We start from the raw sequence: 24,142 nt of genomic DNA on the forward strand, positions 1-24,142 counted from the left end.
ATGGTATAATGAGAGAACGACAGAAAGGAATTATTTATGGAACAAAAAGAGAAACATTTTAGCCTATCTTGGTTTTTCAAGTGGTTTTTGGATAACAAGGCCATTACGGTATTTTTGGTAACTTTGTTATTGGGACTGAATCTTTTTATTTTAAGTAAGATTAGTTTTCTATTTTCACCTGTTTTAGACTTTTTAGCAGTTGTGATGTTGCCAGTCATTCTATCTGGACTGCTATATTATTTGTTAAATCCTATTGTTGATTGGATGGAGAAGCATAAGGTGAATCGTGTCATAGCTATCACTATTGTCTTTGTCATCATCGCTATCTTTATCATTTGGGGCTTGGCAGTGGCTATTCCAAATCTGCAGCGTCAGGTCTTAACATTTGCAAGAAATGTACCAATCTATCTCGAAGATGCTGATCGAGTTATTAATGATTTGGTAACCAAGCGTTTGCCAGATGATTTTAGACCTCAGTTAGAACAAGTTTTGACAAACTTCTCAAGTCAGGCTACAGTTTGGGCGAGCAAGGTTTCTTCTCAAGCAGTCAACTGGGTGAGCGCCTTTATTAGCGGGGCATCTCAAGTGATTGTAGCCTTGATTATCGTTCCTTTCATGCTCTTTTATCTCTTGCGTGATGGGAAAGGCTTGCGTGACTATTTGACTCAATTCATGCCAACAAAATTGAAGGAACCTGTGGGACAAGTTTTATCAGATGTGAATCAGCAGTTGTCTAACTATGTTCGAGGGCAAGTGACAGTGGCTATTATTGTAGCAGTAATGTTTATGATCTTCTTCAAGATCATTGGTCTACGCTATGCAGTTACGCTGGGGGTTACTGCCGGTATTCTAAATCTGGTTCCTTATCTTGGTAGCTTCCTAGCTATGCTTCCTGCTCTAGTATTGGGCTTGATTGCTGGTCCAGTCATGCTTTTGAAAGTAGTGATTGTCTTTATCGTAGAACAAACTATTGAAGGTCGTTTTGTCTCTCCATTGATTTTGGGAAGTCAATTAAACATACATCCCATTAATGTTCTCTTTGTCTTGTTAACTTCAGGATCCATGTTTGGTATCTGGGGAGTCTTGCTCGGTATTCCAGTTTATGCCTCCGCTAAAGTTGTCATTTCAGCGATTTTTGAATGGTATAAGGTAGTCAGTGGCCTATATGAACTAGAGGGAGAGGAAGTCAAGAGTGAACAATAGTCAACAGATGTTAAAGGCTTTGGAAGAACAAGATTTAGTTAAGGCAGAACATTATTTCGTCAAAGCTTTAGAAAATGATCCAAGTGACCTTCTGTATGAGTTAGCCACCTATCTAGAAGGAATTGGTTTCTATCCTCAGGCCAAGGAAATTTACCTGAAAATCGTAGAGGAATTTCCAGAGGTTAATCTTAATCTAGCAGTTATTGCTAGTGAGGATGGTAAAATCGAAGAAGCCTTTGCTTATCTAGAGGAAATCCAAGCTGACAGTGACTGGTATGTTTCGGCTTTGGCTCTGAAGGCAGACCTATACCAGCTGGAAGGTTTGACAGATGTGGCGCGTGAGAAATTATTGGAGGCTTTGAGTTATTCAGAGGATCCTCTCTTGATACTGGGATTAGCAGAGTTGGATAGTGAGTTGGAAAATTACCAAGAGGCCATTCAAGGCTATGCCCAGTTAGATAATCGCTCGATTTATGAGCAAACAGGCATTTCTACCTATCAACGGATTGGTTTTGCCTATGCCCAGTTAGGGAAATTTGAAACGGCCACAGAGTTTTTAGAAAAAGCCTTGGAGTTAGAATACGATGACCTAACAGCTTTTGAGTTGGCTAGTCTGTACTTTGATCAGGAAGAGTATCAAAAGGCTGTTCTCTACTTTAAGCAACTTGATACCATTTCTCCTGATTTTGAAGGCTATGAGTATGGTTACAGTCAGGCCTTACATAAGGAGCATCAAGTTCAAGAAGCCCTGCGTATCGCTAAGCAAGGTTTAGAGAAAAATCCCTTTGAAACTCGCCTCTTGCTAGCCGCTTCACAATTCTCTTATGAATTACATGATGCTAGTGGGGCAGAAAATTATCTTCTTACTGCAAAAGAAGATGCTGAGGATACAGAAGAAATCTTGCTTCGTTTGGCAACTATTTATTTAGAGCAGGAGCGTTATGAGGATATTCTAGACTTGCAAAGTGAGGAGCCAGAAAACCTATTGACCAAGTGGATGATTGCCCGTTCCTATCAAGAGATGGACGATTTGGATACTGCCTACGATCACTATCAAGAGTTAGCAGGAGATTTGAAGGACAATCCAGAGTTTCTGGAACACTATATCTATCTCTTGCGTGAATTGGGCTACGTTGAGGAAGCAAAAGTCAATGCTCAATCTTACTTGAAACTGGTTCCAGATGATGTCCAAATGCAAGAATTGATTGAGAGATTATAACAATAAGTCTGGGAGAAAACTCAATTTCAATAGAAAATCAAGTAAATTTTCCTACAATAAAACGCATAATATCAAGTTTTTTGAACACCTGATACTATGCGTTTTTGTGATCGCAAAGACTTTTTATCCAGTCTCATCTTATAGTATATTGAAATAGAAATTGAACAAATTGATTAAGGAATTTAAAGCAATTCTAGAAATATTTCAGAAGCGATATTGTACGATTCTAGATTCAAATTACCTTATCATTTTTTATAGATATGATTTTATTGAATTGTTTTAAAAAAGAAAAAGCTTATATAAGTTTCAGAAAGTGATCCAAACTTTGTCTCTAAAAAAACTGAGGTCATTGTTGCTAGAAATGGTAATAAAAAGTTTATTGATTTTGAATTAGGATGAGTCAAAAGGAATTTTAAAGCATTTTTTTGTTATAATTAATTGAAGAATTATTGATATAAAAGGAGAAAAAATATGACTTTCGAAGAAATGCTGCCTGGGTTAAAGGCTAAGAAAAAATATGTTCGTACTGGTTGGGGAGGGGCTGAAAACTATGTCCAACTCTTTGATACTATTGAACAAAACGGGATTGCACTTGAAGTGACGCCCTATTTCCTAATCAACGTGTCTGGAGAAGGAGAAGGTTTTTCCATGTGGAGTCCGACACCTTGTGATGTTTTGGCGACGGATTGGGTAGAAGTGCATGACTAAATGTGTACTCATTACAGGCGTGAGTTCAGGCATTGGATTGGCTCAGGCTCGACTCTTTTTAGAGAAGGACTATCAAGTTTATGGAGTGGACCAAGGTGAAAATCCACTCTTAAAGGGTGATTTCCACTTTTTACAGAGAGATTTGACCTTGGACTTGGAGCCTATTTTTGATTGGTGTCCTCAGGTTGATGTTTTGTGCAATACTGCTGGAGTGTTGGATGCTTATAAACCCCTATTGGAACAATCAGCGCAGGAAATTCATGAGATTTTTGAAATCAACTACGTGACTCCTGTTGAGTTGACTCGGCATTATTTGACACAAATGCTGGAGAATAAAAAAGGAATTATTATCAATATGTGCTCCATTGCTTCTAGCCTAGCAGGTGGCGGTGGACACGCCTATACTTCTTCGAAGCACGCCTTGGCTGGCTTCACCAAGCAGTTGGCTCTAGACTATGCTGAAGCTGGGATTCAGGTATTTGGTATCGCTCCAGGAGCAGTCAAGACAGCTATGACTGCTGCGGACTTTGAGCCAGGTGGATTGGCTGCCTGGGTTGCTAGTGAAACACCAATCAAGCGCTGGATTGAACCAGAGGAAATAGCAGAGATTAGCCTTTTCTTAGCAAGTGGAAAAGCAAGTGTCATGCAAGGACAAATTCTTACAGTAGACGGTGGCTGGTCTTTGAAGTAGGAGGATCTGATGGAAATCAAAAGACACTTTGGAGTCTACGCTGTTTGCTTTGAAAATGGGAAGTTACTCTGCATTGAAAAAACGAGAGGCCCTTATCAACATCGGTATGATCTACCTGGAGGCAGTCAGCAACTTGGTGAAGGACTGACGGAAACGCTGACTAGAGAAGTTATGGAAGAGACGGGATGTACTGTTAGAAGCTACTCTAATCCTCGAATCTACGATGTTTTCGTCAGGGAAGAGTTAAAAAATTTTATGGTTCACCATGTCATGGCCTTGTATGATGTTGAAATGAATGAGAGTGCACCTCAAGTTACGATTTCGGAAGCTGTGTCTGATGGTGCGAATGATTCGCTTGGATATATTTGGATGGATATTCAAGAGATCACAGAAGAAAATGCATCGCCATTAGTCTTAAAGGTTAAGTCTGAATTATTAGGATTTCCAGAACTGGATAAGACTTCTTACATGAATTGGAAGGTGAATGATGAGAAATCAACTTGCCCTTAGTGGCGAAAAACTGGATGAAAAAGTTTACCCTCAACTATTGCACCACGTCGGTATGATTCGTGGAGAATATTTGTTGAGAGAGCTCAATCAAAACATCCTGTTACCAAGTTGTCAGCAATTTGTAAAAGATTATCTAGCCACTATTTGCTCCTTGTACTCGGATGAAGATGTCTGGTATCGTTTTTCAGAATTAACGAATACAGAAGCCAATTGTTTAGAGGGGACTAAAGAGTACTTTGATGAAAATCATCCCTTGTTTGGTTATAGAGGAACTAGGCGTTTACTGGCGTGTCCGGATGAATTTCAGGCTGAAGCACATGTCGTTACAGAAGTTTATCAAAACAATCCCAATCTATCTGTTATCTTTCCTTTTGTCAATGATGCTGAGCAGTTAAAGCAAGCCATTAGAGTATTGCACCAGCATGGTTTTACTGGGAAAATCGGCACAATGGTTGAATTACCGTCAGCTTATTTTGACTTGAATAGGATACTGGAAACGGGCATTTCAAAGATTGTAGTTGGAATGAATGATTTGACTTCTTTTGTTTTTGCCACTGTGAGAAACAGTCAATGGCATGATATGGAAAGTCCAATAATGTTAGATATGCTGAGACAGATGCAGGATAAAGCAAGGAAGAACAAGATTGATTTTGTTGTAGCAGGCTATCTGAATACTTCTTTCATACAAAAAATGAATCAGATGGGTATCGAATGCATTCTCCATTACAGCTCTATTCCAGAGATTTTTGATTTAGAAATTGATTATCCAGATCATCTTAAACACATAAAAGAAGAAAGTAAAAAATTACAAAGGAGCACCCATGACACCGCAAGAAATGTGGAATGCCTACAAGAAAATCAATCCTTCTATCGGAGATGAAATCGATGCTTGGGCTTTTGGAGTGGAACCAGACCTTTTAGCGGATTTGGTGTTTAAAGGCGAAAAGACAGCAACAGCGTCGGCTTATGACCTTTACGCACTAGAATGCGAACCTCTTCCGCAAGAAGGGACATTTGATGTCATTTTAGACAGTCAAAATCAGGCTGTCTGCATTGTCGAAATTACAAAGGTTTCTGTCCAGCCCTTCAATCAAGTTTCTGCTCAACATGCCTTTAAGGAAGGGGAAGGTGACAAATCCCTAGCCTATTGGCGTCAGGTTCATGAGGAGTTTTTCACAGAGTGGCTGGAGGAAGCGGGGTTGACTTTTACCCCTGATAGCAAGGTTGTTTTGGAAGAATTTCGCAAGGTCTACCCCTTGTAAACCGTTAGAAGGAAGAAAGTTTTGGAAATGACTGTCCAATCCTTTTTTCTCAAGCAAAACATGATATAATAAGTTTGTTTGAAGAAGAGCTCTAGCTCTTAAACTTAGATAGGAGAAAACTATGCAAGCAGTTGAACATTTTATTAAGCAATTTGTTCCTGAACACTATGATTTATTTTTAGACTTGAGTCGTGAGACCAAGACCTTTTCTGGGAAGGTGACCATTACGGGTCAAGCACAGAGTGATCGCATCTCCCTCCACCAAAAAGACTTGGAAATCGCTTCTGTAGAGGTTGCAGGTCAAGCTCGCCCATTTACAGTTGATCATGACAATGAAGCACTTCATATCGAATTGGCTGAGGCAGGTTCAGTTGAATTGGTCATTGCTTTTTCAGGAAAAATCACAGACAACATGACAGGGATTTACCCATCTTACTACACAGTTGATGGAGTCAAGAAGGAAGTTTTGTCTACTCAGTTCGAGAGTCATTTTGCGCGTGAAGCCTTCCCATGTGTGGATGAGCCTGAAGCCAAGGCAACTTTTGACCTTTCTCTACGTTTTGACCAAGCGGAAGGTGAATTGGCCTTGTCTAATATGCCAGAAATCGAAGTTGAAAACCGTAAGGAAACAGGTATCTGGAAGTTTGAGACAACACCTCGCATGTCTTCTTACTTGTTAGCCTTTGTAGCAGGTGATTTGCAAGGTGTGACGGCTAAAACTAAAAACGGTACTCTCGTAGGTGTTTATTCAACCAAAGCTCATCCACTATCAAACCTTGATTTCTCACTGGATATCGCTGTTCGCTCTATCGAGTTTTACGAAGATTACTATGGAGTTAAGTACCCAATCCCTCAATCTCTCCACATCGCCCTTCCTGACTTCTCAGCTGGAGCTATGGAAAACTGGGGTCTTGTGACCTACCGTGAAGTGTACTTGGTTGTGGATGAGAACTCTACCTTTGCCAGCCGTCAACAAGTTGCCCTTGTTGTGGCCCATGAATTGGCTCACCAATGGTTTGGGAACCTCGTAACTATGAAATGGTGGGATGACCTTTGGCTCAATGAAAGCTTTGCTAACATGATGGAATACGTCTGTGTGGATGCTATTGAACCAAGCTGGAATATCTTTGAAGATTTCCAAACAGGTGGTGTTCCGTCTGCCTTGAAACGTGATGCGACTGATGGCGTTCAATCTGTTCACGTGGAAGTTAAACACCCAGATGAAATCAATACCCTCTTTGACGGAGCTATCGTTTATGCCAAAGGAAGTCGTCTCATGCACATGCTTCGTCGTTGGCTAGGTGATGCCGATTTTGCCAAAGGTTTGCATGCCTACTTTGAAAAACATCAATACAGCAATACCATTGGTCGTGACCTTTGGGATGCTCTTGGTCAAGCATCAGGTCGTGATGTTGCAGCCTTCATGGATTCTTGGTTGGAACAACCTGGTTATCCAGTTCTCACTGTCAAAGTTGAAAATGATGTCTTGAAGATTTCACAAAAACAATTCTTTATCGGTGAGCACGAAGACAAGAACCGCCTCTGGGTGGTGCCACTCAACAGCAACTGGAAAGGATTGCCAGATACACTCGAAACTGAAAGTATCGAAATTCCTGGCTACGCAGCTCTTCTTGCTGAAAATGAAGGAGCTCTTCGCCTCAACACAGAAAATACAGCCCACTACATTACAGACTATCAAGGAGACTTGTTAGATGCAGTTCTTGCTGACCTAGTTGAGCTTGATAATACAAGCAAACTGCAAATCGTCCAAGAACGTCGTTTGCTTGCTGAAGCAGGGCACATTTCTTATGCTGACTTGCTCCCAGTCCTTGATAAACTTGCTAAGGAAGAATCTTACCTTGTCGTTTCAGCCATTTCTCAAGTGATTTCTGCCCTCGAGCGCTTTATCGACGAAGGAACAGAAGCTGAAACAGCCTTCAAAGCACTAGTTGCTAAATTGGCTCGTCACAACTATGACCGTCTTGGTTTCGAAGCTAAAGATGGAGAATCAGATGAGGATGAATTGGTTCGTCAGTTGGCCATTTCTATGATGATTCGCTCAAATGATGCAGAAGCTAGTCAAGTCGCTAGCCAAATCTTCGCAGCCCACAAGGAGAATCTTGCAGGACTCCCAGCTGCTATTCGCTCACAAGTTCTGATCAATGAGATGAAACATCATGAGACTAAAGACTTGTTAGCACTTTATATTGATACTTATACGCACGCAACAGATGCTGTCTTTAAACGTCAGTTGGCAGCAGCTCTTGCCTATAGTAAAGATGTGGATAATATCCAAACCTTGATTGCTTCTTGGAAGGACAAATTTGTGGTCAAACCACAAGACTTGTCTGCTTGGTACTTCCAGTTCTTAAACCATCAAGCAACTCAGGAAACAGCATGGTCTTGGGCTCGTGAAAACTGGGCCTGGATTAAGGCGGCTCTTGGAGGAGATATGAGCTTTGATAGCTTTGTTATCCTTCCTGCTCATGTATTTAAGACAGAACAACGCTTGGCGGAATACAAGGAGTTCTTTGAGCCACAACTTTCTGATCTTGCTCTTAGCCGTAATATCGGCATGGGAATCAAGGAAATTGCAGCGCGTGTTGACTTGATTAACCGTGAAAAAGCTGCGGTGGAAGCAGTTGTTCTTCAATACGGAACTAAATAATCAAAACTAAATAAAAGAAAACTCAGCTATCTCATATAAAATGCAGAGAGTTGAGTTTTTTTTAAGGCAAATTTGGTATAATGGTTTTAATAAGGAGGAGTTTCTCATGATAAAAATCTTATTAGTTGAGGATGACCTAGGCCTGTCAAATTCAGTATTTGACTTTTTAGACGATTTTGCGGATGTCATGCAGGTATTTGATGGAGAAGAAGGTCTCTACGAAGCTGAAAGTGGCGTCTATGACTTGATTTTGCTGGATTTGATGTTGCCAGAAAAAAATGGTTTCCAAGTATTGAAAGAATTGCGTGAAAAGGGAATTACGACACCAGTTCTGATTATGACTGCCAAGGAAAGTTTGGATGACAAGGGACATGGATTTGAATTGGGAGCAGATGATTACCTGACCAAGCCTTTCTACCTAGAAGAACTCAAAATGCGGATTCAAGCCCTTCTCAAACGTTCAGGTAAGTTTAATGAAAATACGCTATCTTATGGAGATATTCTCATCAATTTATCAACCAATACCGTTAAGGTTGAAGATACTCCTGTCGAATTGCTGGGGAAAGAGTTTGATTTATTAGTTTATTTCCTTCAAAATCAAAATGTTATTTTGCCTAAGACTCAGATTTTTGATCGTCTATGGGGATTTGATAGTGACACAACGATTTCAGTTGTAGAAGTTTATGTTTCAAAAGTCCGTAAGAAATTAAAAGGAACCACTTTTGCAGAGAATTTGCAAACCTTGCGTAGTGTTGGGTATATTTTAAAAGATGTTCAGTAAACTAAAAAAAACATGGTATGCGGATGACTTTAGTTACTTTATCCGCAACTTCGGTGTTTTCACCCTGATTTTCTCTACCATGACTCTGATTATTTTGCAGGTCATGCATTCGAGTCTTTATACTTCGGTGGATGATACGCTCCATGGCTTGAGCAACAATCCTCAGGCAGTTATTCAGCTTGCGGTAAATAGGGCGACAGAAGAGATTAAAGATTTAGAGAATGCCGCTACAGATACTAGTAAGACTGAGATAAAACCCAATGTTAGTTCCAACACAGAAGTCATTCTTTTTGATAAGAATTTTATCCAGCTCCTTTCTGGAAACCGATTTTTGGGATTGGATAAGATTAAGTTAGAGAAAAAAGAACTAGGCCATATCTACCAGATTCAGGTTTTTAATAGCTATGGACAGGAAGAAATCTATCGCATGATTTTGATGGAAACCAATATTAGTTCGGTTTCAACCAATATCAAGTATGCGGCTGTCTTGATTAATACAAGTCAGTTGGAGCAGGCCAGTCAAAAGCATGAGCAATTGATTGTCGTTGTGATGGCTAGTTTCTGGATTTTGTCTTTACTTGCCAGTCTCTATCTAGCTAGGGTTAGTGTTCGTCCTCTGCTTGAGAGCATGCAGAAGCAGCAGTCCTTTGTGGAAAATGCTAGTCATGAGTTACGAACTCCACTTGCAGTTTTACAAAATCGTTTAGAGACCCTTTTCCGGAAGCCAGAAGCTACCATTATGGATGTGAGCGAAAGCATTGCATCGAGTTTGGAAGAAGTCCGAAATATGCGTTTTTTGACGACAAACTTGTTGAATTTGGCTCGTAGAGATGACGGAATTAAGCCGGAACTTGCAGAAGTTTCAACTAGCTTTTTTAATACAACTTTCACAAATTATGAGATGATTGCTTCGGAAAATGATCGTGTTTTCCGTTTTGAAAATCGCATCCATCGCACGATTGTCACAGACCAGCTTCTTTTGAAACAACTGATGACTATCCTATTTGATAATGCTGTCAAGTATACTGAAGAGGATGGTGAAATTGATTTTGTGATTTCAGCGACTGATCGCAATCTGTATTTACTGGTTTCTGATAATGGAGTCGGTATTTCGGCAGAAGATAAGAAGAAAATTTTTGATCGCTTTTATCGAGTTGATAAGGCTAGAACCCGTCAAAAAGGTGGTTTTGGTTTAGGATTATCCCTAGCCAAGCAAATTGTAGATGCTTTAAAAGGGACCATTGTAGTCAAAGATAATAAGCCAAAGGGAACAATCTTTGAAGTGAAGATTACTATTCAAACACCATCTAAAAAGAAAAAATAAAAATATCGCTCCAGTTGGGGCGATATTTTGGACTTATCTTTTTAGTTTTCGTTTGATGATAGAGCGTTGGATTTTTAAAACAAGTAAGCTGAATCCGATTGCTGAGATAAAAGCAAGACCAGTTGATAACTTTAATGATAAAAAGATAAAACTGAAGATAGCGACGCAAATACAAAAAATAGCGATATTAACAAAAAATAGGATTTCCTGAAAACTGGTATCAGATTGTGATTCGGGCGCATAATCTTGATAGAGAGGAAGTTGCTGATTTAATTCTTCTTGATAGTCTACCTCATATGATTGTAATTTTTTTACGGACATGGTTCTCTCCTTAACAGTACATACCTATTTTATCATTTTTTCAGCAGAGAATTATTACAGAAAGGTTACAAAAAGAATAAAGTCCTTTTTCAAAATCATTTTTCTTGACACCGTACTGTGAAAATGATAGGATGGATGAACACTTAAGACTTATTAATATTCATAATTAATTATATTTCTAAGAAAATAGATCTAATAAATGATTTATTTTTATAAGAACCTTTTTACTTATTTTCTTGATTTTATTTAATTAGATTAGTGGATTTGTTTGGAATGCAGGGGCAGATTTTCTGTCTCCTATTTTTATAGTGGCGGGGTATCTCATTGATACCTCTTGGAAAAGTTAAAGGAGATAAGAATGTATCTTGCTATCAAAGAAATATTACAGAACAAACTTCGATATAGTTTGATTCTAACCACTATTTTTCTCATTGCTTTTATGGTCTTTTTTATGACCAGTCTAGCTCTTGGTCTTGTGCGAAACAACCGGGCTGCTATTGACAATTGGCAAGCGGCGGGTGTGGTTTTATCTGACTACGCAAATGATAATTTGACAGCATCTTTTATTCCTGAAAAGGATTATAAGGAAAAGAGATCTGAGGAGGTCGCTCCACTGGGTTATATGTTCGCTGTGACAAATCTAGTCGATGATAGTGAAAAGGTCAATGTTTCCATCTTTGCTCAAGAGTGGGACGATTTTATCTCTCCTAGTTTGACGGAGGGACGGTATCCTGAAAGCGATGATGAGGTTGTCGTAGATCAGTCCTTTGAAAACTATGGAATTAAGCTAGGTGATGCCATTCAGCTCAATGGAAGCGAGGGAAGTTACAAGATTGTAGGTCTGACTCAAGGAAATAAGTTTTTCACAGAGCCTGTTGTCTTTACGAGTCTGACAACTTATTGGACCTTACAAGGGACCTTGAAAGCTAATCGTGCCATCTCTGCCTTGGTATTAAAAAATGACATAGAAGTGGTCGGAGATGGACTGAAACAGATCTCTGTTCCAAAAATGATTTCGAAAATTCCTGGTTACACACCTCAAGTTAATGTATTTTCAGGAATGATTATCGCTATGATTGTTATAACAGGTTTGATTGTTGGTATTTTTGTTTATATCATTACCATACAAAAGCTAGGACTTTATGGAATTATGCGGGCTCAGGGAATACAGATTAAAACCATTGTATGGTCTCTGTTCTGTCAGATCTTGCTTCTATCTGGTATGGGGATTGCTTTATCCTTGCTTGCTATCGGAGGAGTGATTTTGCTCTTACCAGCTACCTTCTTTTTCTACCCAAGTTGGATAGCCTACTCGATTCTAAGCTCGGTTATTTGCTTGATGGCTCTTCTTGGTGGTGTCATTTCTCTCCCACGCTTGCTAAAGGTGGACCCTATTACTGCGATTGCAGAATGATAAGGAGAATAGTATGACAGCATTGATAGAAATGAATCAAGTGACAAAAACGTACGGGGAAGGAAAGATGAAAGTCGTAGCTCTGCATGAGACGAATTTTCAGCTAAATGCGGGAGAGTTCGTGGCTATTGTTGGGCCTTCAGGTTCTGGAAAGACGACTTTTCTAACGACTCTAGGACAACTTCAGGAAGCATCGAGTGGAAAGATTTTAGTCAAGGGGAAGGAAACAGGCAGTCTGACGGAGAAGGAGAAAACGAACCTCCGTTTTAGAGAGTTTGGCTTCATTCTTCAGGCTTCAAACTTAATTCCTTTTCTAACGGTCAAGGAACAGCTGGATTTGATTGACAGACTGGATAAGGGAAAAAATAGTAAAAGTGATCGAAAAGAGCTGTTTGACTTGTTGGATTTGGACAAAGTACAAAATCAGTATCCCAAGGCTTTATCAGGTGGTGAACGTCAACGTGCGGCGATTGCTAGGGCGCTTTACAACAATCCTAGCATCGTACTGGCAGATGAGCCTACAGCTAGTCTTGATACAGAGCGGGCTTACCAAGTAACGGATATGTTGGCTTCAATTGCCCATGAGCAAGGAAGAGGTGTTGTCATGATTACACATGATACACGCCTTCTTGATAAGGTTGACCGAGTTTATGTAATGAGTGATGGAAACTTGGTTGAAGAAAAATGTAAACAAATATAAAATATAGTGAATTGACAGATATTTTTCTAAAACGTTAGACCTGAAAAATGCACCGGTTCTACGTAGTAAATTGATAAGTTATATAGATTTTGATGAGGTTGGACTAAAACTCAATTTTAAGAAAAATAAAGTAAATATTCCCACAAAAAATGTATAGTCTCAAGTTTTTTCAAGACTTGACTATGCGTTTTTTAATTTTAAAGACTTTTTCCCAGCCTCCTTATTTCTAACTTCAAAACGGTGTTTTGATCTGACTTCATCAGTTTTATTGCCAACCTTAAAACTCTACTTTGAGCAACCTGCATCTAGTTTTATAGCTGGTTCTTTGATTTTTATTGAGTATATGGACTGCAAATTGCGCTAAAAAATGATATAATGGTGAAGTTATATAGTCCCGATAAGATGGTAGGCATTTATCACTAAGAAATACCTATCAGTACTTTGTAACTCTATAACACTATTTTTAAGGGGGGACATTTTTATGTCAGAACGTAAATTATTCACGTCTGAATCTGTATCTGAGGGGCATCCGGATAAGATCGCAGACCAAATTTCAGATGCTATCTTGGATGCTATTTTAGCAAAGGATCCAGAGGCACACGTTGCTGCTGAGACAGCGGTTTATACTGGCTCAGTTCATGTATTTGGTGAAATTTCAACTACAGCTTATGTAGATATTAATCGTGTGGTTCGTGATACCATTGCAGAGATTGGTTATACCAATACAGAATATGGATTTTCTGCTGAAACGGTGGGAGTACACCCATCTTTGGTGGAGCAATCACCAGATATTGCTCAAGGTGTTAACGAAGCCTTGGAGGTTCGTGGGAATGCAGATCAAGATCCACTTGATTTGATTGGAGCTGGAGACCAAGGTCTCATGTTTGGTTTTGCGGTAGATGAAACAGAAGAACTCATGCCACTTCCAATCTCACTCAGTCACAAGTTGGTTCGTCGTTTATCAGAGCTTCGTAAGTCTGGTGAAATCAGCTATCTTCGTCCAGATGCTAAATCTCAAGTTACAGTTGAATATGATGACAATGACCAGCCAGTGCGCGTGGATACAGTCGTTATTTCTACTCAGCATGATCCAGAAGTTAGCAATGAACAAATCCATCAAGATGTGATTGACAAGGTCATCAAAGAAGTTATTCCATCTTCTTATCTTGATGATAAGACAAAATTCTTTATCAATCCGACAGGTCGTTTTGTAATCGGTGGTCCTCAAGGGGACTCAGGTTTGACTGGTCGTAAGATTATCGTAGATACTTATGGTGGCTACTCTCGTCATGGTGGTGGTGCCTTCTCTGGTAAGGATGCGACTAAGGTGGATCGTTCAGCTTCTTATGCAGCTCGCTACATTGCAAAGAATATCGTTGCAGCAGGTCTTGCAAAGAAAGCAGAAGTGCAATTGGCTTATGCTATCGGTGTTGCCCAGCCTGTTTCTGTCCGTATTGATACTTTTGGTACAGGAACAGTAGCTGAAAGCAAACTTGAAAAAGCGGCTCGTCAAATCTTTGACCTTCGTCCTGCAGGAATTATCCAAATGCTTGACCTTAAACGTCCAATCTACCGTCAAACAGCGGCTTACGGACACATGGGACGTACAGATATTGATCTTCCATGGGAACGCTTGGACAAGGTAGAAGCCTTGAAAGAAGCTGTAAAATAAAATCTTAAGAGGGGATTTCCCCTCTTTTAATATACTATTTCCTTCAAAATCATTGAAATTATAGCTTGAATTTGATATGATAGTCCTATGGATAAAAGTAGAGCAAAGCGTGTTGAGCGCGATAAAAAGAGAATTGGTTTACTAACCCTAGTAGCCATATTTGCAGTTAGTATTTGTGTCCTAGGTTCAATAATTGGATACAAAATATACACAAAACAAAGTTTTGAACAAAAGATTGAATCTCTCAAAAAAGAGAAAGATGATCAATTGAGTGAGGGGAATCAGAAGGATCATTTTCGTAAGGGACAAGCCGAAGTGATTGCCTATTATCCTCTTCAAGGGGAGCAAGTGATTTCGTCTGTAAAAGACATCATGACACAGGATATTAAGGAAAATCTGGAAGATAAAGAAAATCTGGTTTTTTATTATACGGAGGAACAGGATTCGCCTTTAAAAGGGATTGTCAACCGAAGTGTGATGAAACAAGTCTATGATCTAACTTCGTTAAAAGTTGAGGAGACTGAAAAAACTAATCTGGCAAAAGTCCATTTGACAGAAGATGGCAAACCTTTTACACTCGATCAATTATTTTCAGATGCTAGTAAGGCAAAAGAGCAACTGATAAAAGAAATGACTGCTTTCTTAGAGGGTAAGAAATTGGAGCAAGAGAAGGTCGATCAGCTTGTTAAAAGCTTCTCTGACCAAGACTTGTCTGCATGGAATTTTGATTACAAGGATAGTCAGATTATCCTTTATCCAAGTCAGACAGTTGAAAATCTGGATGAGATTGCCTTGCCAGTATCTAGTTTTTTTGAAGTTATTCAGTCTTCTTATTTATTAGATAAGGATGCAGAACTTTATAAGGCTTATTTTGAGAAGAAAAATCGTAAAGTAGTGGCCTTGACTTTTGATGATGGACCAAATCCTGCAACGACAACTCAAGCATTAGATACACTTTCTAAGTATGGTATTAAGGCAACTTTCTTCGTTTTAGGTAAGAATGTTTCTGGCAATGAAGAGATTTTGAAACGCATGAAAGCAGATGGCCATGTTATTGGAAACCATAGTTGGAGTCATCCCGTTCTTTCAAAACTTTCTCTTGATGAGGCTAAAAAACAAATTACTGATACTGAGGATGCGCTAACTAAGGTGCTGGGCTCTAGTTCTAAACTTATGCGTCCGCCTTATGGAGCCATTACAGATGACATTCGCAATAGCCTGGATTTGAGTTTTATTATGTGGGATGTGGATAGTCTGGACTGGAAGAGTAAAAATGAAGCAGCTATTTTGACAGAAATTCAGCGTGAAGTCAAGAATGGTTCTATTATTCTCATGCATGATATCCATGCTGAGACAGTAAATGCTCTACCAAAGGTTATTGACTATTTGAAAGGGCAAGGTTATGACTTTGTAACTGTACCAGATTTGTTAAATTCTCGTCTTAAACCTCACCAACTCTATTTCGACCGTGACCAATAATACATAAAATCTAAAGAGATAAGTTTTCTATGAGAATTTGTTTCTTTGGATTTTCTTCACATAGAAAGGAAAAATAATGAAATCTTATACTTTAAATAATGGCGTTCCAATTCCAGTTCTAGGATTTGGAACTTGGAAGGCTGAAAATGGGGAGATTGCCTATCAAGCTGTTCTAGAGGCTTTAAAGGCAGGCTATCGCCATATCGATACGGCAGCTATTTATAAAAATGAAGAAAGCGTTGGTCGTGCTATTCAAGATAGTGGCGTTCCGCGTGAGGAAATTTTTGTAACTAGTAAATTGTGGAATACAAACCACAACTATGAGCAAGCTCGTCAGGCTTTTGAAGAGTCTTTAGAGAAGCTGGGCTTGGAATATTTGGATTTGTATTTGATTCATTGGCCAAATCCAAAACCACTCAGAGACAATAACCACTGGAAAATCCGAAATTCAGAAGTTTGGAGAGCGATGGAGGATCTTTACCTAGAAGGCAAAATCCGTGCTATCGGTGTTAGTAATTTCCTTCCCCATCATCTGGATGCCTTGCTTGAAACAGCAAAAATTCTTCCAGCGGTCAATCAAGTTCGTTTGGCTCCAGGTGTGTATCAAGAGGAAGTCGTAGATTACTGTCGAGAAAAAGGAATCTTATTGGAAGCTTGGGGACCTTTTGGTCAGGGAGAATTGTTTGATAGCAAGCAAGTCCAAGAAATCGCAGCAAATCATGGAAAATCGGTTGCTCAGATTGCCTTGGCCTGGAGCTTAGCAGAAGGATTTTTACCACTTCCAAAATCTGTCACAGCTTCTCGTATTCAAGCTAATCTTGATTGCTTTGGAATTGAACTGAGTCATGAGGAGCGTGAAACCTTAAAAGCGATTGCTGTTCAGTCTGGTGCTCCACGAGTTGATGATATGGATTTCTAGAAAATCATAAAAAGAATTGTACATTGTTCCAATTTTTGATATAATAGTCTGCAGGAAAGAAAGTCTTATGGCGTTCTTCAAGCGAGCTTGGGATAGTGGGAGCCAAGTAGGGCAAAATAAAGAACTGGCGCTTTCTGTAGTATTTTCAAAAACAATGAAGTAATAAATTAGGGTGGAACCGCGTTTCTGACGCCCCTAGTCGCAAGGCTTGGGTGTTGGAATTCGGTTCTTTTTGAATTCATCTAATGCCTAAGTAGAAAGGAGCATAATGCTTAAAGGATCTTGTTTATGTAAAGCAGTGACCTACACTCTAGATGAGGAATTATCGGAATTAGTTTTTTGTCATTGCTCGTTTTGTCGGAAAGCAACTGCGTCTGCCTATACAGTTAATGCTAAAGTTAGTAGTGAAAAGCTAGTATTGCATGGAAAAGAAAAGCTTGTTTCCTATAGTTCTTCTCCAGGAAAACAGCGTTATTACTGCCAGAACTGTCATAGTCAAATTTTCACTGTTCAAGAAAATATACCAGAAGTCTGTGCTTTGAAATTAGGTACAATAGATGAATGCGATCAGAATTTACAAACTGTTCCTAAACGTCATATTTTTCAGGACCCAGCCTTTTCTTGGTTGCTTGATAAATAAATCTAAGAAGATAATATAAATTAAAGGAGTAAACAATGTCTAAGAAATTAACATTTCAAGAAATTATTTTGACTTTGCAACAATTTTGGAATGACCAAGGTTGTATGCTTATGCAGGCTTATGATAATGAAAAAGGTGCGGGGACAATGAGTCCTTACACTTTCCTTCGTGCTATTGGACCTGAGCCGTGGAATGCAGCGTATGTAGAGCCATCACGTCGTCCTGCTGACGGTCGTTACGGGGAAAACCCTAACCGTCTATACCAACACCACCAATTCCAAGTGGTTATGAAACCTTCTCCATCAAATATCCAAGAACTTTATCTTGAGTCTTTAGAAAAATTGGGAATCAATCCTTTGGAACACGATATTCGTTTTGTTGAGGATAACTGGGAAAACCCATCAACTGGTTCAGCTGGTCTTGGTTGGGAAGTTTGGCTTGATGGTATGGAAATCACTCAGTTCACTTATTTCCAACAAGTTGGTGGATTGGCAACTGGCCCTGTGACTGCGGAAGTTACCTATGGTTTGGAGCGTTTGGCTTCTTACATTCAAGAAGTAGACTCTGTCTATGATATCGAGTGGGCTGATGGTGTAAAATACGGAGAAATCTTTATCCAGCCTGAGTATGAGCACTCAAAATATTCGTTTGAAATTTCTGACCAAGAAATGTTGTTGGAAAACTTTGATAAGTTTGAAAAAGAAGCTGGTCGTGCTTTGGAAGAAGGTTTGGTTCACCCTGCCTATGACTATGTTCTCAAATGTTCACACACCTTTAACCTGCTTGACGCGCGTGGTGCAGTATCTGTAACAGAGCGTGCAGGCTATATTGCCCGTATCCGTAACTTGGCCCGTGTCGTAGCCAAAACATTTGTCGCAGAACGCAAACGCCTAGGCTACCCACTTTTGGATGAAGCAACACGAGCTAAACTCTTAGCAGAAGACGCAGAATAAAGAGAGTGCCAAATTACGAAAATGGGCGAACAGTGTGAGCCCTGAACCAGTTGCCGTAGTGATGAATGTATCCTTAGTGAAGCTAAGGATACTAGGCAAAATTGGAGACTTTTGACTCCAATTTTAGCAATGAAACAACGAGGTTGGTTGCTTGCGTGCCAATCACATAAGGCACACTGGAAAATAAAAAGATACTTTTCGGAGAAAAAACATGACAAAAAACTTATTAGTAGAACTCGGTCTTGAAGAATTACCAGCCTATGTTGTCACACCAAGTGAAAAACAACTAGGCGAAAAAATGGCAGCCTTCCTAATGGAAAATCGCTTGTCTTTTGAAGCTATTCAAACCTTCTCAACACCACGTCGTTTGGCTGTTCGAGTTACTGGTCTTGCAGACAAACAGTCTGATTTGACAGAAGATTTTAAGGGGCCAGCAAAGAAAATTGCCTTAGATAGTGCTGGAAACTTCACCAAAGCAGCTCAAGGATTTGTCCGTGGAAAAGGCTTGACTGTTGAAGATATCGAATTCCGTGAAATCAAGGGTGAAGAATATGTCTATGTCACTAAGGAAGAAATTGGTCAACCAGTTGAATCTATCATTCCTGGTGTTGTGGATGTCTTGAAGTCACTGACTTTCCCAGTCAGCATGCACTGGGCTGGAAATAGCTTTGAATACATTCGTCCTGTTCACACTTTAACCGTTCTTTTGGACGAGCAAGAATTTGATTTGGATTTCCTCGATATCAAGGGTGATCGTGTCAGCCGTGGTCATCGTTTCTTGGGACAAGAAACTAAGATTCAGTCAGCATTGAGCTATGAAGAAGATCTTCGTGCACAGTTTGTAATCGCAGATCCACGTGAACGTGAGCAAATGATTGTTGACCAAATCAAAGCAATCGAAGCTGAGCATGGTGTACATATCGAAATTGATGCGGACTTGCTTAATGAAGTCTTGAACTTGGTTGAATACCCAACTGCCTTTATGGGAAGTTTTGATGCCAAATACCTTGAAGTTCCAGAAGAAGTCTTGGTAACTTCGATGAAGGAACACCAACGTTACTTTGTTGTTCGTGATCAAGACGGTAAACTCTTGCCAAACTTCATTTCTGTTCGTAACGGAAACGCAGAGCATTTGGAAAATGTCATCAAAGGAAATGAAAAAGTTTTGGTAGCTCGTTTGGAAGACGGAGAATTCTTCTGGCGTGAAGACCAAAAATTGGTTATTTCAGATCTTGTTGAAAAATTAAACAATGTAACCTTCCATGAGAAAATTGGTTCCCTTCGTGAACACATGATTCGTACGGGTCAGATTGCTATTCTCTTGGCAGAAAAAGCAGGTTTGTCAGTGGATGAAACAGTTGACCTAGCTCGCGCAGCTGCCATTTACAAGTTTGACTTGTTAACAGGTATGGTTGGTGAATTTGATGAGCTCCAAGGAATTATGGGTGAAAAATATGCCCTTCTTGCTGGTGAAACTCCAGCGGTGGCAACTGCTATTCGTGAACACTACATGCCTACATCAGCCGAAGGAGAACTTCCAGAGAGTAAGGTCGGTGCAGTGCTTGCCATTGCAGATAAATTGGATACGATTTTGAGTTTCTTCTCAGTAGGTTTGATTCCATCAGGTTCTAATGACCCTTATGCCCTTCGTCGTGCGACCCAAGGTGTTGTTCGTATCTTGGATGCCTTTGGTTGGCACATTGCTATGGATGAGCTGATTGATAGCCTTTATACATTGAAATTTGACAGCTTGACTTATGAAAATAAAGCTGAAGTTATGGACTTTATCAAGGCTCGTGTTGATAAGATGATGGGTTCTACTCCAAAAGACATCAAGGAAGCCGTTCTTGCAGGATCAAACTTTGTTGTGGCGGATATGTTGGAAGCGGCAAGTGCTCTCGTAGAAGCGAGCAAGGAAGAAGACTTCAAACCATCTGTTGAATCGCTTTCTCGTGCCTTTAACTTGGCTGAGAAGGCAGAAGGAGTTGCTACAGTTGATTCAGCTCTCTTTGAAAATGAGCAAGAAAAAGCTTTGGCAGAAGCAGTAGAATCACTCGTTTTGTCAGGGACTGCCAGTCAACAATTGAAACAGCTCTTTGCGCTTAGTCCAGTTATTGATGCTTTCTTTGAGAACACCATGGTAATGGCAGAAGATCAGGCTGTTCGTCAAAATCGATTGGCTATCTTGTCTCATTTAACTCAAAAAGCAGCTAAACTTGCACGTTTTAACCAAATTAACACTAAATAAAATTTGATAAACGGACTTTATCTTATCACAAAGGAGAAGAAATGGATCAGAAAAAAATTGATCGTATCAATGAGCTTGCTAAAAAGAAAAAAGCAGAAGGCTTGACACCAGAAGAAAAAGTGGAACAAGCTAAACTACGTGAGGAGTACATCGAAGGTTATCGTCGCTCTGTTCGTCACCACATTGAGGGAATCAAAATTGTGGACGAAGAAGGAAACGATGTTACACCAGAAAAACTACGCCAAGTCCAACGTGAAAAAGGTTTACACGGTCGTAGTCTCGATGACCCAAATTCATAATATAATTTTCTGCATCTAACCTTAATAAAGATAGATGAAATAATAACCAAAAGACTAGCAATTTGTGTTTGCTAGTCTTTTTTTCGCTAAAAAAGGAACCAAGATGGTTCCTAAAAGTATTAGTTACTTGCTCCAGATGTAGCGTCTGCGCTACCACCGTGACTTCCAGCATCACCTGCATCAGAAGCTCCAGATGTAGCATCTGCTCCGCCATGTCCTCCAGCAGGAGCTGCAGCATTTCCACCAACTAGACGTTGACCAGTTGTATTGAGGTACCAGTCAAGCCATGGTTGGAAATTAAAGATAATCTCATTGATTCCAGCATATGAACCATCTGGGTAATACATTGCTTGGTAATTATGGGTATTGATAACGCCTTCTGGTGTTCCTGGCACAATTGTACGGACATATTCTTGGTCCCCATTACGCAATACGCCGACAACCCATTCAACGTTTTTCATTCTAGAGTCTGGCAATGAACCGTGTACAGTTCCTAAACGGTTTCCTGATTGAGCACGTACACGTTTACCAAACATTGTATTTGGATCTTGGTGTGCGTTATTAAAGTACAAGAATTGGTTATTATCATCTGCAAATGTCAACTCAAATGGCATTGCCTTCAAGAACATATCAATTTGGTTAACTGTCAAGATACCATGGTCTAATTTAACGTAAGTATCTCCAGAAACAGCTCCAACAAGTTCAGCAGCTTTTTCTACCCATTCAGGATCATCTGGATCAACACCTTGAATGGTAGTTGCAATTGGATTTGTACAATATAAATCTTCTGGTGCAATTGGTTTTGGTTTTTTCAATTTTGAAACGACTCCCACATATTTTACAAAGTTGTCTAAACATGTTTCAAGGAAATTAATAGTTCCTTCATTTGTGATATTTCCATCAACATCAAAAGCTTCTTTAGCTTTACCAAGAAGGAATTCATTTCCTGGAAGTGTGTAGGCATTGACACCTGGGGCATCAAGAATCTTACGAAGGTGAACTTGGGCACGAGAAGTACCTTGGTCGTAGTAAGAAGCACCCACAATCATGACTGGCTTGTTTTCAAATGGATGAACTTCGTATGAAAGCCATTCAAGAACAGATTTTAGGGAAGCTGAGATTGTGTGGTTGTGCTCAGGAGTAGCGATGATAACACCATCAGCACGAGTAATTTTGTTATATAAATAACGTAATTGGAAACTTTCGTCCCATTTTTCGTCTTGGTTAAACATTGGAACTTCATCAATTTCAAGAACTTCTAATTCAAATTTAAGTTTGAAGTGACGACGGATAAATTCCAAGAGTTTACGGTTATATGATTGATCGTAGTTTGATCCTACAAGTCCAACAAATTTCATTCTTTTTGGTCTCCTATCTTACAAATTTTCCCAGTCAAAGTCTTCAGCATCTTTGCGAAGTAGGGCTTGTGCGTTGCGCAATTTTTCTGTAATTTTTACAAAGATACGGAAGTCGTCAAAAGTGGCATCCAGTTTTTTAATAACATCAAGATCTACTAGGTCTCCACTTGGGTTAAAGGCTTGAAGAGAATGTGAAAGCAAGAATTCATCTGGAAGGACACTTGCTTTAATTTCTGGAGCATTCAAGATTTGGCGAAGTTGTAATTGGGCACGTGATGAACCAAGTGTACCATATGAAGCACCTGTAATCATGATTGGTTTGTTCAAGAGTGGGTAAATACCATAAGATAACCAAGCAAGAGCGCTCATCAAAACAGCTGGGATAGAGTGGTCATACTCAGGAGTACCGATAATAACGCCATCTGCCTCTTCAATTTTAGCAGCTATTTCTAGAATTTCAGCAGGTACTTGCTTGTCAGCTGGTTTATTGAAGACAGGAATGTCTTTAATTTCAACAAGTTCAATTTCAGCTTTTTCAGCAAAGTGTTTTTGCATGTATTGAAGCAATTGACGGTTTGTAGAACGTTTTGAATTTGTTCCAACAATAGCAATAAGTTTTAACATGAGATTTCCTTTCTCTTTTTACATAATACGATTTTAAAACTCTATTGAAACATCTATTTCTATAGAGTAGGAATTCCTGAAGAACAGCTTAGGTGACCTTCCTTATCGATGAGGATAGCTTCGATGCCCTCCAAACTTTCGACTTGCCAGAGGATAGCAGCAGGTCTTTCTCCAAATAGACGAGTTGTCCAGATTTCACCATCAACTGATTTATCAGAGATGATTGTTAGACTAGCTAGTTCCGTTTCAACAGGATATCCTGTTTGACTGTCAAAAATATGATGGTAATCTTTTCCGTCGACTGTCAGGTGACGTTCATAAATGCCTGAAGTCACGACAGATTGATTGACAACAGGGATGGTCATTAAGTGATTTCCCCTAGGATTGGCTGGGTCTTGAATCCCAATTTGCCAAGCTTGATACCCTCTTGCCTGATTTTTTCCAATGGTCAGGATATTCCCTCCCAGATTAATCAAGGCAGATGTCACTCCTTCTTCTCTCAGAAATTGGGCAACTTTATCCGCACTATAACCCTTGGCTAAACAACCAAGATCGATCTTCATTCCTTTTTGTTTTAAAAACACAGTGGAAGTGGAAGAATCTAACTCGATATAATGAGGATTGATTAGAGGTAGCACCGATTCAATTTCTTGAGGCTGGGCAACTTTGGCATCTGAAAAACCGATACGCCAGGTTTGAATTAAGGGGCCAATGCTGATATTGAGATGGCTAGAGGGCGCTAGGCTATGCTCTAAGCCAAGTGAAATCAGTTCAAACAGGTCTGGATGAACCTTGACTGGAGCTATTCCAGCTTGATGATTGATTTCCATCAACTCAGATTTTTGACTATTGGCATTGAAACGGTATTCGAGCTCTTTGAGCAAATCAAAGGATTTTTGGAGCAAGATATCAGCTCGCTCATCTACCAATGAAATAGTGATAGTAGTCCCCATTAGCCGTTCAGAATGTGAACTAAGAGGCAAGCTACCAACTCCTTTCTCTTATGAAAAGAAGGTGAAATATGTTAAGTTTATATTAAATTTAACCCCTTACATTTTCTTTCCATGATACTAGCATACCATAAAGTCAGCGTTTTCACAAATGAAATTTGTAAAGTTGTCAAGAAATATGCTCAGAAAATAAAGAATA

The 24,142-nt window shown here is 39.6% G+C and carries 23 protein-coding genes; 19 read left to right on the top strand and 4 right to left on the bottom strand.

Annotated elements, in window-relative coordinates; translation table 11 throughout:
- The first annotated feature begins 36 nt into the window (after positions 1–36).
- The 10 genes from ACORHU_RS04095 (at position 37) to ciaH (ending at position 10,366) form a co-directional block, all read left to right on the top strand.
- The gene (locus ACORHU_RS04095; protein ID WP_265476888.1) at positions 37–1,203 is read left to right on the top strand and encodes an AI-2E family transporter; all 1,167 of its coding nucleotides are present in this window, start codon (positions 37–39) and stop codon (positions 1,201–1,203) included.
- On the top strand, positions 1,193–2,422 hold the full coding sequence (locus ACORHU_RS04100) for a tetratricopeptide repeat protein (RefSeq protein ID WP_434364956.1): 1,230 nt from the start codon (positions 1,193–1,195) through the stop codon (positions 2,420–2,422). The genes ACORHU_RS04095 and ACORHU_RS04100 overlap by 11 nt, the downstream gene beginning before the upstream one ends.
- 471 nt (positions 2,423–2,893) lie before the next feature.
- Complete coding sequence (locus tag ACORHU_RS04105; protein WP_000142161.1) at positions 2,894–3,130, top strand: DUF2829 domain-containing protein; 237 nt, start codon at positions 2,894–2,896, stop codon at positions 3,128–3,130.
- A complete protein-coding gene (locus ACORHU_RS04110) occupies positions 3,123–3,821 on the top strand; it encodes a 3-oxoacyl-ACP reductase (RefSeq protein WP_434364958.1) in 699 nt (232 codons plus the stop codon). Before ACORHU_RS04105 ends, ACORHU_RS04110 begins: the two co-directional genes overlap by 8 nt.
- A 9-nt stretch (positions 3,822–3,830) precedes the next feature.
- A complete protein-coding gene (locus tag ACORHU_RS04115) occupies positions 3,831–4,331 on the top strand; it encodes an NUDIX hydrolase (protein WP_434364960.1) in 501 nt (166 codons plus the stop codon).
- Positions 4,309–5,211 carry a putative PEP-binding protein gene (locus ACORHU_RS04120; RefSeq protein WP_434364962.1) on the top strand — a complete coding sequence of 301 codons (903 nt, stop codon included), beginning with the start codon at positions 4,309–4,311 and terminating at the stop codon, positions 5,209–5,211. Before ACORHU_RS04115 ends, ACORHU_RS04120 begins: the two co-directional genes overlap by 23 nt.
- Positions 5,153–5,593: an ASCH domain-containing protein gene (locus tag ACORHU_RS04125; protein WP_434364964.1), complete on the top strand. Its 441-nt coding sequence runs from the start codon at positions 5,153–5,155 to the stop codon at positions 5,591–5,593. The genes ACORHU_RS04120 and ACORHU_RS04125 overlap by 59 nt, the downstream gene beginning before the upstream one ends.
- A gap of 121 nt (positions 5,594–5,714) precedes the next feature.
- Complete coding sequence (locus ACORHU_RS04130; protein ID WP_434364966.1) at positions 5,715–8,261, top strand: M1 family metallopeptidase; 2,547 nt, start codon at positions 5,715–5,717, stop codon at positions 8,259–8,261.
- A gap of 106 nt (positions 8,262–8,367) precedes the next feature.
- A complete protein-coding gene (ciaR, locus tag ACORHU_RS04135; RefSeq protein WP_000590627.1) occupies positions 8,368–9,042 on the top strand; it encodes a two-component system response regulator CiaR in 675 nt (224 codons plus the stop codon).
- A complete protein-coding gene (gene ciaH / locus ACORHU_RS04140) occupies positions 9,032–10,366 on the top strand; it encodes a two-component system sensor histidine kinase CiaH (RefSeq protein WP_173267868.1) in 1,335 nt (444 codons plus the stop codon). The genes ciaR and ciaH overlap by 11 nt, the downstream gene beginning before the upstream one ends.
- A 33-nt stretch (positions 10,367–10,399) precedes the next feature.
- Here ciaH and ACORHU_RS04145 read toward each other — a convergent pair whose 3' ends face one another.
- Complete coding sequence (locus tag ACORHU_RS04145; protein WP_173267869.1) at positions 10,400–10,687, bottom strand: DUF3270 domain-containing protein; 288 nt, start codon at positions 10,685–10,687, stop codon at positions 10,400–10,402.
- 358 nt (positions 10,688–11,045) lie between these two features.
- Here ACORHU_RS04145 and ACORHU_RS04150 point away from each other — a divergent pair, with 358 nt between their 5' ends.
- The 9 genes from ACORHU_RS04150 to ACORHU_RS04190 all read left to right on the top strand — a co-directional run bounded on the left by ACORHU_RS04150 (position 11,046) and on the right by ACORHU_RS04190 (position 21,011).
- Positions 11,046–12,101: an ABC transporter permease gene (locus ACORHU_RS04150; RefSeq protein ID WP_049535213.1), complete on the top strand. Its 1,056-nt coding sequence runs from the start codon at positions 11,046–11,048 to the stop codon at positions 12,099–12,101.
- A 13-nt stretch (positions 12,102–12,114) separates the two neighbouring features.
- Entirely contained in the window at positions 12,115–12,801 is a 687-nt protein-coding gene (locus tag ACORHU_RS04155; protein ID WP_434364970.1) for an ABC transporter ATP-binding protein, read from the top strand.
- A gap of 481 nt (positions 12,802–13,282) precedes the next feature.
- Positions 13,283–14,473 (top strand): methionine adenosyltransferase, encoded by a 1,191-nt coding sequence (gene metK / locus ACORHU_RS04160; protein WP_434364972.1) that lies wholly within the window; start codon positions 13,283–13,285, stop codon positions 14,471–14,473.
- Positions 14,474–14,560: 87 nt separating this feature from the next.
- Positions 14,561–15,952: a peptidoglycan-N-acetylglucosamine deacetylase PgdA gene (pgdA, locus tag ACORHU_RS04165; RefSeq protein ID WP_000361600.1), complete on the top strand. Its 1,392-nt coding sequence runs from the start codon at positions 14,561–14,563 to the stop codon at positions 15,950–15,952.
- Positions 15,953–16,028: 76 nt separating this feature from the next.
- Positions 16,029–16,871, top strand: a complete 843-nt coding sequence (locus ACORHU_RS04170; protein WP_049535215.1) for an aldo/keto reductase — start codon at positions 16,029–16,031, stop codon at positions 16,869–16,871.
- 268 nt (positions 16,872–17,139) lie between these two features.
- Positions 17,140–17,511, top strand: a complete 372-nt coding sequence (locus ACORHU_RS04175; protein ID WP_000912012.1) for a GFA family protein — start codon at positions 17,140–17,142, stop codon at positions 17,509–17,511.
- 35 nt (positions 17,512–17,546) lie between these two features.
- Complete coding sequence (gene glyQ, locus ACORHU_RS04180; protein WP_000038733.1) at positions 17,547–18,464, top strand: glycine--tRNA ligase subunit alpha; 918 nt, start codon at positions 17,547–17,549, stop codon at positions 18,462–18,464.
- A gap of 211 nt (positions 18,465–18,675) precedes the next feature.
- A complete protein-coding gene (gene glyS, locus ACORHU_RS04185) occupies positions 18,676–20,712 on the top strand; it encodes a glycine--tRNA ligase subunit beta (protein ID WP_000164791.1) in 2,037 nt (678 codons plus the stop codon).
- Between the two features lie 41 nt (positions 20,713–20,753).
- Entirely contained in the window at positions 20,754–21,011 is a 258-nt protein-coding gene (locus tag ACORHU_RS04190; RefSeq protein ID WP_000372163.1) for a DUF896 family protein, read from the top strand.
- 119 nt (positions 21,012–21,130) lie between these two features.
- On the opposite strand, the gene ACORHU_RS04195 is transcribed toward ACORHU_RS04190, so the two are convergent.
- Genes ACORHU_RS04195 through ACORHU_RS04205 form a run of 3 tightly spaced genes read right to left on the bottom strand, consistent with a single transcriptional unit; the run spans position 21,131 to position 23,976 of the window.
- The gene (locus ACORHU_RS04195; RefSeq protein ID WP_371508600.1) at positions 21,131–22,369 is read right to left on the bottom strand and encodes an NAD(P)H-dependent oxidoreductase; all 1,239 of its coding nucleotides are present in this window, start codon (positions 22,367–22,369) and stop codon (positions 21,131–21,133) included.
- Between the two features lie 18 nt (positions 22,370–22,387).
- Positions 22,388–22,993 (bottom strand): NADPH-dependent FMN reductase, encoded by a 606-nt coding sequence (locus ACORHU_RS04200; protein ID WP_000915951.1) that lies wholly within the window; start codon positions 22,991–22,993, stop codon positions 22,388–22,390.
- 59 nt (positions 22,994–23,052) lie between these two features.
- Complete coding sequence (locus ACORHU_RS04205; RefSeq protein WP_434364977.1) at positions 23,053–23,976, bottom strand: FAD:protein FMN transferase; 924 nt, start codon at positions 23,974–23,976, stop codon at positions 23,053–23,055.
- Between the last annotated feature and the right edge of the window lie 166 nt (positions 23,977–24,142).

Source organism: Streptococcus sp. KHUD_015 (assembly GCF_051106265.1).
Taxonomy (GTDB): Bacteria; Bacillota; Bacilli; order Lactobacillales; family Streptococcaceae; genus Streptococcus.